Source organism: Mesorhizobium sp. M0060, from assembly GCF_040323155.1.
In the GTDB taxonomy this organism is placed as follows: Bacteria; Pseudomonadota; Alphaproteobacteria; order Rhizobiales; family Rhizobiaceae; genus Mesorhizobium.
Genome location: NZ_JAMYUP010000012.1, coordinates 157,808 through 171,942, shown reverse-complemented (window position 1 = coordinate 171,942; position 14,135 = coordinate 157,808). Strand labels below are relative to the sequence as shown.

The 14,135-nt window shown below is 62.3% G+C and carries 13 protein-coding genes, 1 tRNA gene and 1 pseudogene; 9 read left to right on the top strand and 6 right to left on the bottom strand.

Annotation, left to right across the window (positions count from 1 at the left end):
• Positions 1-137: 137 nt before the first annotated feature.
• The gene (locus NKJ94_RS14800) at positions 138-1,100 is read right to left on the bottom strand and encodes a sugar-binding protein (protein ID WP_352525957.1); all 963 of its coding nucleotides are present in this window, start codon (positions 1,098-1,100) and stop codon (positions 138-140) included.
• Between the two features lie 607 nt (positions 1,101-1,707).
• Between NKJ94_RS14800 and NKJ94_RS14795 the strand changes: the two genes are divergently transcribed.
• Both NKJ94_RS14795 and NKJ94_RS14790 read left to right on the top strand, forming a co-directional pair.
• Positions 1,708-2,814, top strand: coding sequence for a LacI family DNA-binding transcriptional regulator (locus tag NKJ94_RS14795; RefSeq protein WP_352525955.1), 1,107 nt, complete (start codon positions 1,708-1,710; stop codon positions 2,812-2,814).
• Positions 2,815-2,884: 70 nt separating this feature from the next.
• Positions 2,885-4,027 carry an alpha-hydroxy acid oxidase gene (locus NKJ94_RS14790; RefSeq protein ID WP_352525953.1) on the top strand — a complete coding sequence of 381 codons (1,143 nt, stop codon included), beginning with the start codon at positions 2,885-2,887 and terminating at the stop codon, positions 4,025-4,027.
• Between the two features lie 41 nt (positions 4,028-4,068).
• Here NKJ94_RS14790 and NKJ94_RS14785 read toward each other — a convergent pair whose 3' ends face one another.
• From NKJ94_RS14785 to NKJ94_RS14775, 3 genes are all read right to left on the bottom strand, one after another.
• Positions 4,069-4,383, bottom strand: coding sequence for an antibiotic biosynthesis monooxygenase family protein (locus tag NKJ94_RS14785; RefSeq protein WP_352525951.1), 315 nt, complete (start codon positions 4,381-4,383; stop codon positions 4,069-4,071).
• Between the two features lie 1,125 nt (positions 4,384-5,508).
• Positions 5,509-5,982 (bottom strand): methyltransferase family protein, encoded by a 474-nt coding sequence (locus tag NKJ94_RS14780; protein ID WP_352525950.1) that lies wholly within the window; start codon positions 5,980-5,982, stop codon positions 5,509-5,511.
• A 22-nt stretch (positions 5,983-6,004) separates the two neighbouring features.
• A complete protein-coding gene (locus NKJ94_RS14775; protein ID WP_352525948.1) occupies positions 6,005-6,898 on the bottom strand; it encodes an NAD(P)/FAD-dependent oxidoreductase in 894 nt (297 codons plus the stop codon).
• Positions 6,899-7,005: 107 nt separating this feature from the next.
• On the opposite strand from NKJ94_RS14775, the gene NKJ94_RS14770 reads away from it, so the two are divergent.
• Together NKJ94_RS14770 and NKJ94_RS14765 are read left to right on the top strand one after the other, a co-directional pair.
• Positions 7,006-7,653 (top strand): TetR/AcrR family transcriptional regulator, encoded by a 648-nt coding sequence (locus NKJ94_RS14770; RefSeq protein ID WP_352525946.1) that lies wholly within the window; start codon positions 7,006-7,008, stop codon positions 7,651-7,653.
• 10 nt (positions 7,654-7,663) lie between these two features.
• Positions 7,664-7,759: pseudogene (locus NKJ94_RS14765) on the top strand (IS3 family transposase); the annotation flags it as partial.
• A 296-nt stretch (positions 7,760-8,055) separates the two neighbouring features.
• Here the strand turns inward: NKJ94_RS14765 and NKJ94_RS14760 are convergent.
• Both NKJ94_RS14760 and NKJ94_RS14755 read right to left on the bottom strand, forming a co-directional pair.
• A tRNA-Arg gene (locus NKJ94_RS14760) sits at positions 8,056-8,132 on the bottom strand.
• A gap of 324 nt (positions 8,133-8,456) precedes the next feature.
• Entirely contained in the window at positions 8,457-9,944 is a 1,488-nt protein-coding gene (locus NKJ94_RS14755; protein WP_352525944.1) for an ATP-binding protein, read from the bottom strand.
• Positions 9,945-10,308: 364 nt separating this feature from the next.
• Between NKJ94_RS14755 and rpmH the strand changes: the two genes are divergently transcribed.
• The 5 genes from rpmH (at position 10,309) to yihA (ending at position 14,109) form a co-directional block, all read left to right on the top strand.
• Positions 10,309-10,443, top strand: a complete 135-nt coding sequence (gene rpmH / locus NKJ94_RS14750) for a 50S ribosomal protein L34 (RefSeq protein WP_008833937.1) — start codon at positions 10,309-10,311, stop codon at positions 10,441-10,443.
• A gap of 23 nt (positions 10,444-10,466) precedes the next feature.
• Positions 10,467-10,820 carry a ribonuclease P protein component gene (gene rnpA / locus NKJ94_RS14745; protein ID WP_352525942.1) on the top strand — a complete coding sequence of 118 codons (354 nt, stop codon included), beginning with the start codon at positions 10,467-10,469 and terminating at the stop codon, positions 10,818-10,820.
• 13 nt (positions 10,821-10,833) lie between these two features.
• Complete coding sequence (gene yidC, locus NKJ94_RS14740) at positions 10,834-12,657, top strand: membrane protein insertase YidC (RefSeq protein WP_352525940.1); 1,824 nt, start codon at positions 10,834-10,836, stop codon at positions 12,655-12,657.
• A gap of 157 nt (positions 12,658-12,814) precedes the next feature.
• A complete protein-coding gene (locus tag NKJ94_RS14735; RefSeq protein ID WP_352525938.1) occupies positions 12,815-13,453 on the top strand; it encodes a CatB-related O-acetyltransferase in 639 nt (212 codons plus the stop codon).
• Positions 13,450-14,109, top strand: coding sequence for a ribosome biogenesis GTP-binding protein YihA/YsxC (gene yihA / locus NKJ94_RS14730; RefSeq protein ID WP_352464742.1), 660 nt, complete (start codon positions 13,450-13,452; stop codon positions 14,107-14,109). The genes NKJ94_RS14735 and yihA overlap by 4 nt, the downstream gene beginning before the upstream one ends.
• Positions 14,110-14,135: the final 26 nt, after the last annotated feature.

Below are 14,135 nucleotides of genomic sequence, written 5' to 3'. Positions count from 1 at the left end.
TTGTTGGGTTTTAAATATTCATCCCCCCCCCCCCCGGGGGGGTCCGGTGTTGGCCCCCCCCCCGCCGGGCCCCCCCCGGGGGTTTAATAACACCCCCCGCCCCGGGGCCCCCCCGCCCCGGCCGCAACTTATTTCGCTCACTTTCCAGACATCGCCTTGAGGTTGGCGGCGTAGGTGTCGACATCGTCCTTGCCGATGATCTTGGTCGGCACGATGATCAGCCCGTCGGCGGGAACGCCCGACTTGTCGCCCTCGAGATAGGCGGCCATCAGCTTCATGCCCTTGTAGGCCCATTCGAAAGGCTGCTGCACGACGGTGGCGGCGACGGTGCCTTCCTTGACGCCGCCCAGCGTGATCGGATCGTCGTCGAAACCGACGACGGTGATCTGGCCGAGCTTGCCGGCATCGCGCAGCGCTTCATAGATGCGCGGCGTGTTGTAGGAATAGAAGCCGACCATGCAGGTGACGTCGGGGCTGGCGACCAGCGCGTCCTCGACGTTCTTCTTGGCGCGGGCCTGGTCAATGTCGTCGCCACGCACGTCTACCAGCTCGATCTTGGTGCCGGCGAGGCCGTCCTTCATGCCCTGGATGCGCTCCTTGGCATTGTCGGCGCCGAGCAGGCCAACGAAGCCGAGGCACTTGCCGCCGTCGGGCATTGCCTTCTTGGCGATCTCGGCCGCCTGCTTGCCGGCATCGACATTGGACGAGCCGATATAGGCGACACGCTTGGTCTGCGGCGCGTCGCTATCGGTGGTGAACAATGCCGTCTCCGAGGCGATCTTGTTCAGCCCGTCGGTCGACGTCTTGGGGTCCACCGCCGAAACCATGATCCCCTTCACGCCGGCCGTCACCAGATCGTCCATCAGGCGCTGCTGTATGGCGACCGAGGACTGTTCCGGATATTTGAGCTCCAGATTATAGTTGGGCAGTTCGCCTTGAGCCTTCTTGACGCCGGCTTCGGCCGCCTTCCAGAAATCGGAAGCGCCGTTGACGACGAAGGCCAGCGTCGGCTTGTCGTCGGCGCGCGCAATTGCCGTGACGGACAGGCCGAGCAGCAGGGCCGCGGCGGCGACGGACGTATTTCGTATCACAGATTTCATGTTCAACCTCCCATTTGAATCAGTCGTGTCGCTGATGTGAATTTGCGGATTGCGGCTTGGACGCCCCTCCTCCTCAAGGGTTCCGGCAGCGAAAGAACGGCGCCAATCCAGCCACGATCCAAACTCTAGACACTCGTTTGCGGTTAGTAAATAGTCCGATTTGTCTGACATTTTCGTGATTGCGCGACGCATTTACGCCGGCCCGAGAGCCGCCAGACATCGCGTCGCACGCTCGATTTGCCGCGCCCAGCATGATCCATGCCGGGCATGACAAATTGACTTTAGAACGTCGCGAGTTATTAGTAAACAGTATTAGTTTCTTGGTTGGAACGTCGCTTGCCATGAGCGGCAAGGCCTTGGCCGCCGCGTGGAGCAGAGAGACGCCAGGGGATCGAGCGGACCGTCGATGGCTTGCGCAGCGGCAGAAATCCGCGAGAAATCAAGCTTTGTGGCGAGATTGTCGTTTGCGCCGCCGTATGGCGGGCGATGGGATTCGATTGATAATAATGATAAATTTGATTTCCGTTTATAAACGCGGCATGTCGGACCGGCTTGCCGCTCGCGACGAGATCCGGTTAGACGGGCCGGGGGTGGGAAACATGAAACCATGAGCGAACCGACGGATCTCAGCGATCCCGATGTCTCCAGGCGGCGCAAGCCGTCGGGGAAAAACCCCAAGGGCCGTGTCACCATGACCGACATCGCCAGGGCCGCCGGCTGCTCGCAGGCGACGGTTTCGTTCGTCCTCAACAACACGCCGGGCATCAGGCTGTCGCAGCAAACCCGCGAGCGGGTGATCGAGGCGGCGCGGGCTCTCGGTTACGCGCCGCCGGTGTTTTCCGCCTTGCGAGCCCCTGTTGCCTCATTCGAAGGGCTGGACGGGGTAATCGGCTTTGCCGTCGACCAACTGGCGACCAGCCCGGAGGCGGTCGTCGCCATTGAGGGGGCGCGGCAAGCCTCATGGAATGCCGGCAATGTGCTGCTGGTGGCGCAGACCATGGGCGACGAGGTCATGGAGCCCCGGGCCATTGCGGCGCTGACCAAGCGCGGCATTTCGGCGCTGATCTATATGACTATCTTCACCCGCGAGATCGTCGCGCCGGACTATCTCTACGGCCTCGACATGCCGGTCATCCTGCTCAATTGCTACACCGCCGACTATGCCTTACCCGCCGTGGTGCCGAGCGAGATCGCCGGCGGCCAGAGCTCCACCCGGCACCTGATCGGCCATGGCCACCGGCGCATCGCCACCATCACCGGCGAGCCCTGGATGCAAGCGGCGCAGGACCGGCTGAAGGGCTACCGCCGGGCGCTGGCGACGGCCGACATTCCGTTCGACCCGGCCCTGGTCATCGAAGGCGATTGGTCGGCGAGCGCCGGCTATGCCGCGACCGTCAAGCTGCTGGCGCTGAAGGACCGGCCGACTGCGATCTTTTGCCAGAACGATCGCACCGCGATCGGCTGCTACGAGGCGCTGAAGGAGGCCGGCCTGCACATCCCGCAAGATATTTCGGTGGTCGGCTATGACGACGAGGAGATCGCGCGGCATCTGTTCCCGCCGCTGACGACGTCGATCCTGCCGCATATGGCGATGGGGCAATGGGCGATCGAGCAGCTCGAAGTGCCGGCTCCGCCCGGTCGGGGACGGTATCCGATCACCAAGCTGGAGTGCCCGCTGGTGGAACGGGAGTCGGTGGGCGCCGTGGCGCGGTGAGGCGAGGCGGGCCGGCGATCGACAATTGCACAGGCTTGACATCGCGCCCGGCATAGACCCGATTGAGTCCATGAGATTGCAAAGCTGCTATAATTTTCACGACTTTCGCAGGCTGGCAAAACAGCGCCTGCCGGGGCCGATCTTCGACTATATCGATGGCGGCGCCGACGACGAGACGACGCTGCGGCGCAACACGGCCGCGTTCGAGGACTGCGATCTCGTCCCCAACGTGCTTGCCGGCGTCGGGCAGATCGACATGTCGGTCACCGTCATGGGCCAGAAACTGGCGATGCCGGTCTATTGCTCGCCAACGGCTCTCCAGCGGCTGTTTCACCACAGCGGAGAGCGTGCCGTCGCCGCGGCGGCGGAAAAATTCGGGACGATGTTCGGCGTCTCCTCGCTTGGCACGGTCAGCCTGGAAGAAGTCCGCAAGCACCGGATACCGCAGGTCTATCAGTTCTATTTCCACAAGGATCGCGGCCTGAACCGCGCCATGATGGAGCGCGCCAAGGCAGCCGGCGTCGAGGTGATGATGCTGACCGTCGACAGCGTCACCGGCGGAAACCGTGAGCGCGACCTGCGCACCGGCTTTTCCATCCCCTTTCGGCTTACGCCCGGCGGGATGATGCAGTTTGCGATCAAGCCGAGATGGGCCATCGACTATTTGGCGCACGAAAAATTCAGCCTGCCGCAGCTGGATGGGCATATCGATCTCGGCGGCGGAGCGCTTTCCATCAGCCGCTATTTCACCGAGATTCTCGATCCATCGCTGGATTGGAAGGACGTCGAAGAGATGGTGCGCTTCTGGAACGGCCAGTTTTGCCTAAAGGGAATCATGAGCGTTGCCGACGCGAGAAAGGCCGTCGACATCGGCTGCACCGGCATCGTTCTGTCAAATCATGGCGGCAGGCAGTTGGACGGCTCGCGCAGTCCCTTCGACCAGCTGTCGGAGATCGTCGACGCGGTGGGCGACAAGATCGACGTGATCATCGACAGCGGCGTCCAGCGCGGCACCCATGTCCTGAAAGCTCTGTCGCTGGGCGCCAAGGCCGTCGGCCTCGGGCGCTACTACCTCTTCCCGCTCGCAGCGGCCGGACAGGCCGGCGTCGAACGGGCGCTCGGCCTGATGCGAACCGAGATCGAACGCGGCATGCGGCTGATGGGCTGCAGGTCGGTGGCCGAGCTTTCGAGGGGGAATGTGCGGTTTCGGTGACGGGGCCGAGGCGGCGGGACGAGCCTTCCGACATGCAGATACTATATCGACCCGTTGCCGCTCCTGCCGCCCATCTCGAAGACGGCCTCGCCGGAAACAGCATCCGTATATCCGCCCTCCAGCTGCTGCAACGTGTGCCGGAACCGCTCAAGATTGCCTAGCATCTTGGGCCGTGCATCGACCATGTGCTGGAAAGTGTCCCACTCTCCAATCGAGAAGAAGGCGCCATCTCCAGATTTGATGAGAGCCATCTTCCGCAATCCCTCGAAATTGCGCGGGGCGCTGCTGAACAGTTCGACGAATTCATCTTCACTACCCGGCTTGACCTGGAAGCGGACGCTGTTGAATGCCGTCATGTACGTTCCCCCGTGAAAGACCTGAAGAACCTCGAATATGCGAAAGCCCTAAGGCACCTCAAACCCTTCGAACAAGTGTACAGGAAATCGGAAGGTTGGCTTCAGTCACCTCAGGCCGAACGCCTGTTTCTGGCGCTGTTTTGGCAGGAAGAGGACAACGCTCGATCTCATCGGCGCGCCCTTCTAACCAGCAATGAAACGCGCTGTTAACGCCGTTCGCGGGTGACAGGATGTTGGCCGCAGTTCGAAGGTGTAGTCTGCATCTCGCTGTCAGTTGCGGAGGCGGAAATGAATTTGCTTCGGATTGCGCTCTTGTGCACGGCCATGATCGACCTTGGAATGCCGGCTGTTCGCGCTGAGGATCGGCCTGTGCCGCCGAACAACAAAGCCGCAACAGCGCAGCCGCCCGTTCATTGTGAAGGCCAAAACTGTCTCCCGCCGGCGAACAATCCTGTGCAGGAATGCACCGGCCAAGATTGCACGCCAACTCCGCCGACAGAACCAGGTCCGGAGATTAAGCAGGCCGACTGAGTAGCATCAACGGACCATCCCTCTTTTAGAAGGGATGGTGCTCACTCCTCGCGACCTTCCGGCCGCCACCGGCGCCAGCATTCACGCTCGAGGCCGGCCTTACATGATTGCGCCAGGATCCCCCAGCCGCAATCCAAAACCTGGAGAACTGTCCCTAATTAGTGTCTCACCCACGAGGCGCAGTCCACTATGTCCCAGGGTCGGACATGGGTTTATTGGCGCCCCGCGCAGGACAAACATAACGAATATGTGTCGCCGTTTGTGCTACCCTAGAACCACCTGGGACCGCCGCCCTCCGTTCCTCATCGCCGCATTTCCGCGTGGACGCTATTGCTTAAGGGAAGATCTGGCCGGCGGCCGTCTGTCCGCTCTTGGTTACCGCTACTCCAAGAGCGGACGAGAGATGCTGATGCTGGCTTCGGCGTCTCTGGTTTTGGACACGCGCGTCTCCTCAGGCGCCGGGTGCACTGCGGGGTCAGCCGGCCAGTCGGTTTTCCGTGACACCGGCCCGCAACCTTCAGAATGTGATAGCTCGCGGCAAGGAAGCCGGTGCTGGTTTATCAGAACGCCCCGCAGGCGGCAGCGGCGGAATAGTCAGAGCCAGCGGCGAACCTCGGCCTTGTAGCGGCGGTAGTCGTCGCCGAACTTCGCTTCGAGATAGCGCTCCTCGCGGGCGATCACCTGCGTCTGGATCGCGATCAGCACCAACGGGAGCAAGGCGAACGCGATCGGCCCGTCGAAGCCGATCGCAAGGCCGGAATAGATAAGCGCCATGCCGAGATACATGGGATTGCGGGTCCACCGATAAGGACCGGTCGTTGCGATGAGGGTCGTTGGCTGCGACGGCGGAACGTTGGTGCCCAGCCGCCGGAACAGCCCCGCCGCCGCAAGCATCATCGCCGCGCCGGCAACGAACAGCAGCGCGCCCGTCGCGACCAGCAACCGCCAGTCGATGCCGAAAGAGCGGAGGGTGACGAACCGCTCCGCCGCCAGCCCCAACAGCAGCGCTCCCAGATAGAGGAAGGGCGGAGGGAAGCGCACACCCGCGCTGTCCGGTTCGACGGCCATGCTCATCCTCCAATCTGTGCTCTCAAACCAGCATCGACTGCTGGGCCGAGATACCCGCCAGCGCGCCGTGCGATATTGCCGTGGTGACCGAGGCCATGAGGGGGTTTGCGAGGTCGCCGGCGGCGTAGATGCCGGGCATGCTGGTTTCGCGGCGCTCGTCGACCTTGAGGGCGATGCCGAGGGGTGTATTGACCGTGGCGAGGCCCAGTGATTCATGCAGGCTTGCGGACGGCTTGTTGCGCGGATGCGCGAACAAGATGTCAACCGAGACATTGGGGCCGGTATCGAGCTTGACGGTGGCGCTATGGCCCCCGCGATGGGCGATCTCGATGATCCGGCCATCGACGACAGGTAAGTTGCGGCGCGCCAAATCGGCCCGGATATCAGGCGGAATGTCGTGACCATCGGTGAAGACCGTCAACCTGTCGGTCCAATCGTGGAACAGCCTGACCTGATTGTGCGACTGCGGGCCGGACCAGACGAGGCCCCAATGCTGGTCGGCGACTTCAAAGCCGTCGCAATAGGGGCAGGGCACGATGGACGTGCCCCATCCTTCGGCAAAGCCCGGAACATCAGGCATCTGGTCGACGACGCCATAGCTCAGGATCAGGCGGCGCGCCCCAAGGCTTTCGCCATCGCCAGTGACGACGGAGAAATCGTCGATGGCGCCGGAGATGCTGTCGGCCCGGGCATTGACCAGCCTAATCGTGGGATAGCGCGCCAGCTGCTGCCGCGCCTCGGCCAGGATGTCCAGCGGTGGCTTGTGATCGTGGCCGAGCAGGCCATGCGAGTGGCCGGCGAAGCGGTTGCGCGGCAGGCCGGTATCGAGAACGGTGACCTTCCGGCGGGCGCGGCCGAGCTGCAGCGCGGCGGCGAGACCTGCAAAGCTGCCGCCGATGATGATGACGTCATCCATGGTGATGGGCTCCGTGTTGTGGTTGGGCTGGGCCTGGCTTGCACATTTTAGACACTGCGTGGTATCGTAATTCAAGAATTAGGATACTGTCAAGGACTAGAATTACCGTGACCGAAATTAGCCAGGGCCGGCGCGGCCGGCCCGCCAACGAGGCGCTTGGCCAAACGATCGTCGACGCCGCGTTCGAACTCTTTGTGGAATTGGGTTTTCAAGCGACGACCTTGGACAAGGTCGCCCAGCGGGCGAAGATATCCAAGCTCAGCATCTATCGGCACTTCGAGAACAAGGAGGCCCTATTCGGCGCGGCCATCAAGGCCCACTGCCATCAGTTTGCACCACTGGCCCTTTCTGAACGCGTCGACGGTTCGGCCGAAGATCAGCTCATGGCGGTGGGAACATCCCTGCTTCGCACGCTGTTGAGCCCGGACGTCCGCAGTGTCGAAGCCATGATCATGGCCGACAAGACGAATCAAAAGTCGTTAAGCAAGCTCCATTACGAAGCCGGCCCCGCCTATGTCATCGCCCAAATCGAGGCCCTGTTGCGTCAGTTGCACGCGAAGGCGGTTCTGAACGCGCCCAATCCTCTCCGGTCCGCCCGCTTGTTTGCCGCGCTTATCAAAGGATCCGATCTCCTGATTATCGCACGCTTCGATCAGGCGAGAGCAGAGGACGACAACGAAATCGAATCCTATTGCCGGTCCGCCGTCGCCATGTTCGTCGCCGCGCACGGTGGCAACGACCACGCGGGCGGATAGCCTAGACGAGGATGCGTTCGACTATATCGAGCGCTTCTGCAACCCGAGGTGCCGACACTCGACACTGGGCTATCTGAGCCCCGTGGAATACAAAGAGGCAAGCTAACCTAGCCTAACCTCTTGTCCACCGAACCGGCAGCAGCTCAGTCCAAACCTCTACGCCTTGGGCGGTGTTCCAGGACCTGTGACCGGCGGCGTAACCGCTACAACCCCATTCGAGGCCTTAGTGCCGGCTTAGCAGACCGTCAGCTTTCGGGAAGTTGCAACGGTGGTCTGAATGGCGGAAATGGAGGCGCGAAGCGGCCAGATTCGAACTCGCATTCGGCCATTGGCCGCACAGCCTGTCGCGCCAGAGTACCGGGGGCGGCGCGAGCCGAGGAAACGGCGGCTGACGGCGGTATTTGGCGCGCCCGAAGAGATTCGAACTCCTGACCCCCAGATTCGTAGTCTGGTGCTCTATCCAGCTGAGCTACGGGCGCGCAACAGGCCATGCTTTGCATAGCCTCGCGAACCGATCCTGGCGACCGGCCGCGATGTGACGTGTTCCCTAGCGACTGAATTTGCGAAAAGCAAGCCGATCCTGGCCAAAAGTTTTGCCGTCACGTTTTGTCGTCATGCGCCGGGCAGCCAAGGCGAGATCACGTCACACGGCGGCCGAGCCGATATGTCGTAGTCTCGGATCGGTCATTTGCCAATCGAAACGGTCCGTACCGAAACGAGTCGTTACACGGCGGCCGAGCCGATAGCTGGTCGTGTCGGATCGACCATTTGCGAATGGGAAGGCTCCGTAACGAAACGGTCCGTTACGCCGGGCGGCGCAGGCCGTTGCGAGCCTGGTCGAGGCGGACCGGCTGGTCGGGAATGGTGACGGCGAATGTGGTGCGGCCGCCGATGCTTTCGACCAGCTCCACCATGCCGCCATGGGCGCGGATCAACTCGTGGGCGATCGCCAGGCCAAGGCCGGTGCCGCCGCTGCGGGCCGAGCCGCGAAATGCCGCGAACAGGTTTTCGCGCGCTTTTGGCGGCAGGCCCGGGCCGGTGTCGGTGACAGTGATGCGGCTGACGCTGCCGATGCGCTCGGCCGACACGGTCAGCCGGCGCACCACGGCGCTCTCGGTGTCCGCCGCCATCGCCTGCACGGCGTTGCGGCTAAGGTTGGTGAGCACACGGAACAGCTGGTCGGAATCAGCGTCGACCTCGAGCACCGGATCGACGGCATTGACGAATTCGATGCCGCAGTCGATGTCGAGCAGGCCCTGGACGTCTTCGACCAGCTGGCGCAGCCTCAGCCTGCGGCGCGACGGCGGCGGCTCCTGCGTTCGGCCATAGGCAAGCACGCCCTCCGAGTAGGACACGGCGCGGTCGAGCGCGCGCAGCAGCTTCGGCGCGAAGGCCTGCACGGTCGGGTCCTTGACCTGGCGCAGGCGGTCCGACATCAGCTGCGCCGAGGCGAGGATGTTGCGCATGTCGTGGTTGATCTTCGACACGGCGAGGCCGAGATCGGCCAGGTGCTTCTGCTCGGACAGCATCTTCTGCAGCCGCTCCTGCATCTGCGACAGCTCGCGTTCGGCGACGCCGATCTCGTCGGCCCGGGCGGCAGGATGAATGATGCGGCCGGGGTCGTCCGGCGCCTCGGAGAAGGCCAGCATCGAGCGTGTCATCGTCCTGATCGGCCCGATCATGATCAGGTCTATCGCGGCATAGACCAGCATGGCGGTGAACAGCGAGATCAGCAGCGAGACGAAGGCGACGTTGCGCGAATAGATCAGCATGGCATTGCGCAGGCGGTGGTCGGGCATGATCAGCTCGAACTCCTTGTCGCTGTCGCCGACCGGCCCGAAAACGCGCAGCATCCGCTTGCCGCCGAAAAACAGCGTGTCCAGCGCGCCGGTCATGCCCTTGATCATGCCGACATTGGCGATATCGATATGGTCGTCGACCTGCGGCGGCATTTCGGCCACGACCAGAAGGCGTGAGACGCCGCCGTCACGCACGGCGATCGCCTTGGCGCCGATCGCCATCAGCACGTCGTTCTGGGCGGCACGCGACAGCGAGGCAGGCTCGCCCTGCACCAGGACGATCGAGACCGCAGCGGCAGTGCTCAGCCTCTCCTTCAGCCAACTCAGCCGGTAGCTGGCGATCCAGGGGACGAAGATGAGAATTTCGGCCAACAGCACGAAGACGATGGTGAGCAGCAGAAGTTTGGTCGACAGGCCACGCGCCAGCGGCACCCTGCGGGTGGCGGCCTGCGCCTGGGCGACGCTATCGTCCATGGGAGGGACTTCACTCATGCTTGTCGTCACGGCTGCCTGTCTTCGGCTGCTTGTCTTCACGGCCGCTTGTCTTAGCGGCTGCCCGTCTTAGCCGCTGCTTGTGTTCACGATCGCTTGATCGGGTGAGATTAGGCGATTGCGGCTTTTTTGCCAAATTCATCCTTGGTCGGAATCGTACAAAGGGCCGCAAGACTTCCCTGCCAGTCGGACAACGCCGGCCCGACACGCTGGATTGACTTCCAAAACCCTTCTTTCTATAAGCCCGCTCACGCTCGGGCCATTCGTCCCGGCGCGGTTTCGATCGCGCCAAAACCGGCCCGGCAAAGCTCCTGTTACAAAGTGACAGAATCAAGAAGGGCCGCACCCCGCGGTATTTAAACAAATGAAGCGTACTTACCAGCCGTCCAAACTCGTCCGCAAACGCAGGCACGGTTTCCGTGCTCGCATGGCCACCAAGGGTGGCCGCGGCGTCGTCGCAGCCCGCCGCAACCGCGGCCGCAAGCGTCTCAGCGCCTGAGCACCAAGCGAGAGACAAGATCGTTGCCCGCAACCGGCAAGCCAACGGGCCCCCATCCCAAGCGGCTTCTGAAGCGCGCGGAATTCCTGGCCGTCCGCCGTGGCGAAAAGCGCCGTGGGCGGCTTTTCCTCGTCGAGGTTCTAGATCGCAGTGACAGCGAGGCGCCGCGCGTCGGCTATACGGTCACCAAGAAGGTCGGCAATGCCGTCGTTCGCAACCGCGTCCGGCGGCGGCTGAGAGAGGCCGTGCGCACGCATGCCGCGGATGACATGGCGCCCGGCAATGATTATGTCATCGTCGGGCGTGAAGACGTGCTTACCACTCCGTTCGGCCAGTTGAAGGCCGAACTCTCCCGCAGATTGCGTGGAACACGATAGGCCAAGGGCTTCGATGGAAAACAACCGCAACTTCTTCATCACCATCGCACTGTCGGTGCTGATCCTGGCGCTTTGGCAATATTTCTATGTGATGCCACGCAGCGAGATGCAGCGCGAAGCCGCCCGCATCGAAGAACAGCGCGTGGCCGAGCAGAAGAAGGCAGCCGAGGGCGCCACTCCCGGCGCCAGCGAAACGCCGGTGCAACCGGGCGCCATTCCGAACGCGCCCGGCGGCGACGCCGTGACGCCGGCCGGCCGCGACCAGGCACTTGCCTCGACCACGCGCGTGAAGATCGACACACCGAGCCTCGAAGGCTCGATCAACCTCACCGGCGCCCGCCTCGACGACCTCCGGCTCAAGCACTACAGGGAGACGGTCGACAAGACCTCGCCCGAGATCGCGTTGCTCAACCCAGCGTCCCTGCCGAACGGCTATTTCGCCGAGATCGGCTTTTCCGGCACGCCGGATGTGGGCAGGCTGCCGGGGCCCGACACGGTCTGGCAGACCGACGGCAATGCGGCGCTGACCCCGGCGACGCCGGTCACCCTGACCTTCACCAACGACAAGGGCCTGACCTTCAAACGCACCTTCTCGGTCGACAGACAATATATGTTCACCGTGTCCGACACGGTCCAGAACGGCGGCTCGGCGCCGGCGACGTTATCGAACTATGGCCGCGTCACCCGTTTCGACAAGCCGGCTATCGCCAGTACCTATGTGCTGCATGAAGGCCTGATCGGCGTTACCGGAAGCGAGGGCCTGCAAGAATACAAATACTCCAGCGTCGAATCGAACAAGGAATACAAACCAGGCAAGTCGACCGACGGCTGGCTCGGCATCACCGATAAATACTGGGCGGTGACCCTGGTGCCGCCGGGCGGCCGCGAATTTCAACCCAAATTCTCTTACTTTGAGTTCAAAAGCGGACCTCACCCGCACAGCTACCAGTCCGATTTCCTGTCCGATCCGGTCACAATCGCTCCCGGGCAGTCGACGACCGTCGAGTCGGAGATATTCGCCGGCGCCAAGGAAGTCTCGACGATCAACGCCTATGAGAAGGACCGTCATATTCGCCAGTTCGACCTGCTGATCGACTGGGGGTGGTTCTATTTCATCACCAAGCCGATGTTCTGGCTGATCGACACGCTCTACAAATTCTTCGGCAATTTCGGTCTGGCGATCCTCGCCACCACCGTCATCGTCAAAGCGCTGTTCTTCCCGCTCGCCAACAAGTCCTATGCGTCGATGGCGAATATGAAGAAGGTGCAGCCCAAGATGCTCGAGATCCGCGAGAAATACGCGGACGACAAGATGAAGCAGCAGCAGGCGATGATGGAGCTCTACAAGACCGAGAAGATCAATCCGCTTGCCGGCTGCTGGCCGGTGGCGTTGCAGATCCCGGTGTTCTTCTCGCTTTACAAGGTGCTCTACATCACCATCGAGATGCGGCACGCGCCGTTCTTCGGCTGGATCCAGGATCTGGCGGCGCCGGATCCGACATCGATCTTCAACCTGTTCGGGCTGGTCCCCATCACCTTGCCGCATATGCTGATGATCGGCGTCTGGCCGCTGATCATGGGCGTGACGATGTTCCTGCAGATGCGCATGAACCCGACGCCGCCCGACCCGACGCAAGCTGCGATCTTCACCTGGATGCCTGTGATCTTCACCTTCATGATGGCGGGTTTTCCGGCCGGCCTCGTCATCTACTGGGCCTGGAACAACACGCTGTCGATCCTCCAGCAGGGCGTGATCATGAAGCGCCAGGGCGCCAAGATCGAATTGTGGGACAATCTGGTCGCGCTGTTCCGCAAGAAACCGTCGCCGGCAGAATAGCCGGCGCTCCGATAATGCGAAACCAAAAAGCCCCGGTTCGTCCGGGGCTTTTGCACAAGCTGCCCGCCTAGACCAAGCGAGCCTGGACTAAGCGATTGGTACCGCGGACGGATCGCGCTATTTTGACCTGCCTGGCAGTTGCTCGACGGACCTCGATATGACCGGACCCAATCCATCGATCAAGCATCCGATCCCGTTGCACACACGCGTCGGCTTTCTGAAACCGCTGGTGACGGCGCCGAACATCGAGATCGGCGACTTTACCTATTATGACGATCCGGACGGGCCCGACAAATTCGCCGAAAAATGCGTGCTGCATCATTATCCGTTCATCGGCGACAGGCTGGTCATCGGCAAGTTCTGCGCCATTGCCGAGGGCGCGCGCTTCATCATGAACGGCGCCAATCACGCCATGTCCGGCTTTTCGACCTATCCGTTCAACATCTTCGGTCATGGCTGGGAAGAGGGTTTCGACCCGGCGACATGGTCGAAGGAATTGCGCGGCGACACAATCGTCGGCAACGACGTCTGGATCGGCATGGAAGCGGTGATGCTGCCCGGCGTGAAGATCGGCGACGGCGCCATCGTCGCGGCAAAGTCGGTGGTGACGCACGATGTGCCAGCCTATGCGATCGTCGCCGGCAATCCGGCCAAGGTGGTAAAGATGCGCTTCGACGACAGGACCATCCGGCGGCTCCTGGCGCTGGCGTGGTGGCACTGGCCGGTGGAAAAAATCAGCCGCAATCTCGATGCCATTCGTGGCAGCAACATTTTTCTTCTGGAGGCAGCGGTTTGAACGCGTTGAACAAGACCACGATCGGCATCGAATTGTTCACGCGAGCCTGGATTTTCATCCGCGGCGTGCCGGCGATGAAATTCCTTCCGCCGGAAGGACCGCCCGAGATCGCCTTTGCCGGCCGCTCCAATGTCGGCAAATCGTCGCTGATCAATGCGCTGGTCAACCAGAAGGGACTGGCGCGCACCTCCAACACGCCGGGGCGGACGCAAGAGCTCAACTATTTCGTGCCGGGCGGATTTTCGGGAGAAGGCGCCGACCTGCCGCCGATGGCGCTGGTCGACATGCCGGGCTATGGCTACGCCACGGCGCCCAAGGAAAAGGTCGACGAGTGGACAAAGCTCGTCTTCGACTATCTCAAGGGCCGGGTGACGCTGAAGCGCGTCTACGTGCTGATCGATGCCCGTCATGGCATCAAGGCCAAGGACGACGAGGTGCTGTCGTTGCTCGACAAGGCGGCGGTGTCGTATCAGATCGTGCTGACCAAGACCGACAAGATCAAGGCTGCCGGGGTGCCGCGGCTGATCGAAGAAACGCTGGCGAAAATCAAGAAACGCCCGGCGGCCTTTCCCTTCGTGCTCGCCACGTCGTCAGAAAAGAGCGAGGGCCTCGAGGAACTGCGTGCGGCGATCGTGCTCGCCGCCAACGGCGGATAAGGTCTTTACGCGTCCAGGCAGGACGC